The following is a 1,201-nucleotide window of genomic DNA, read 5'->3' as shown; positions in this document are numbered from 1 at the left end:
CAAGGTGGGCCATCCTGCCGGCGAGATCGCCGCCTTTGCGGAGCACGGAAAGTTCGACCTCGTGATCATGGGATCGCGCGGGCAGGGTGCGCTGACGAACCTCGTGCTGGGTTCGGTGGCGATGAAGGTGCTGGCCCGCTGCACGGTGCCCGTGCTGCTGGTGCGCTGAGCTTCGGGCCATCCGCAACGCCCGCGCGCCAGGCACCGCACCGACTCCGATCATGCACAACGATTTCACCTTTCCACTGGCGCTTTGCAGGGCGCAGTGGAGCGTTGGCCTGCACGCGCTCGCCGTGCTTGAGACCTGCGGCGCACAGTGCCTGTCGCTTGGCGCGCACATGCTGCAGGACGCGGTGCGCACGCTGAAGGCCGCGCTGAATGCGCGCGCGGTCCGGCATCCCCGAAAAGCCGGGGCACGGCCTCTTCGGGCAAGGGCCTGACGCGCGCGGCGCCTCAGGCGACGCTGCCCAGCAGCAGCGCCTGCAGCAGGAAGCGCCGGTTGTCCGCGGGCGAGGTCCGCTCGTCGAGCAGCGCGGCAAGCCGGGCGGTGGAATGGCTCGCGCAGGCAAGGCCGTCGTAGACCGGAATGCCCGCATGCCGGCCGATCTGCCGCACCACGTCGGGCGCCATGCCCTGGCACTCGAGCGCGTCGTAGAAGCGGCCGAGCACGCGCGCGGTGTGCTCGATTTCGCCGGAGTTCCCGAGGTTCGAGAGCGCGGGGCGGATGATCGCCACATGCGCGCCCAGTTCCTCGGCGGCATGCTGGAACAGCAGCCGGCTCTCGCTGGCGTCGCTGCCTTCGTCGCAGAGAATGCCGAGCTTCTTGCCCTTGAGCTGCCGCGAAGGAGCGCCCCGCAGCGAGGCCGCTTGCAGCAGGCGCGCGCGGCTCAGCAAGGCCGTCTCGTCCTGGGGCGACAGCGCATGGAAGGCCGAGAAATTGTGGTCCTCGAAGGGAAAGAGCATGGGCCCCCTGGATGTGAACGCCAAAGGCTACCTCCGGAAGGCGTGCCGGCCTTGATGCAGATCAAGGCCGGCCACGCCGGCGCTGATACACGCCGGACACAAAGCATTCACCGAGCGTTACCCACCGATTCCGGCCGTTGTCACTGTGTTGCCGGGCACTTCCTAGCATTCGTCCATCGACCCGCGACCAGACAACACCAGGAGTTCTTCAAATGTTCAACCCGTCCCTGACCTGACC

The 1,201-nt window shown here is 68.0% G+C and carries 3 protein-coding genes; 2 read left to right on the top strand and 1 reads right to left on the bottom strand.

All coding sequences use genetic code 11. The annotated features are described in order from the left end of the window. A partial coding sequence (locus AC1DOC_RS34325; protein WP_478131659.1) for a universal stress protein occupies window positions 1-169 on the top strand: 169 nt, incomplete at its 5' end. A 52-nt stretch (window positions 170-221) separates the two neighbouring features. Further along, window positions 222-440, top strand: a complete 219-nt coding sequence (locus tag AC1DOC_RS34320; protein ID WP_041945778.1) for a hypothetical protein — start codon at window positions 222-224, stop codon at window positions 438-440. Between the two features lie 13 nt (window positions 441-453). Here AC1DOC_RS34320 and AC1DOC_RS34315 read toward each other — a convergent pair whose 3' ends face one another. Beyond that, window positions 454-963, bottom strand: coding sequence for a hypothetical protein (locus tag AC1DOC_RS34315; protein WP_015865629.1), 510 nt, complete (start codon window positions 961-963; stop codon window positions 454-456). Between the last annotated feature and the right edge of the window lie 238 nt (window positions 964-1,201).

It is taken from the genome of Variovorax sp. 01T439_2, assembly GCF_056398445.1.
The sequence above is the reverse complement of the archived record's forward strand: the minus strand, read 5'-3'. Positions and strand labels throughout refer to the sequence as shown.

Bases quoted from the DNA above. Each gene is read 5' to 3' on its own strand.
- AC1DOC_RS34315 (WP_015865629.1), bottom strand. From the start codon at position 963: ATGCTCTTTCCCTTCGAGGACCACAATTTCTCGGCCTTCCATGCGCTG.
- AC1DOC_RS34320 (WP_041945778.1), top strand. From the start codon at position 222: ATGCACAACGATTTCACCTTTCCACTGGCGCTTTGCAGGGCGCAGTGG.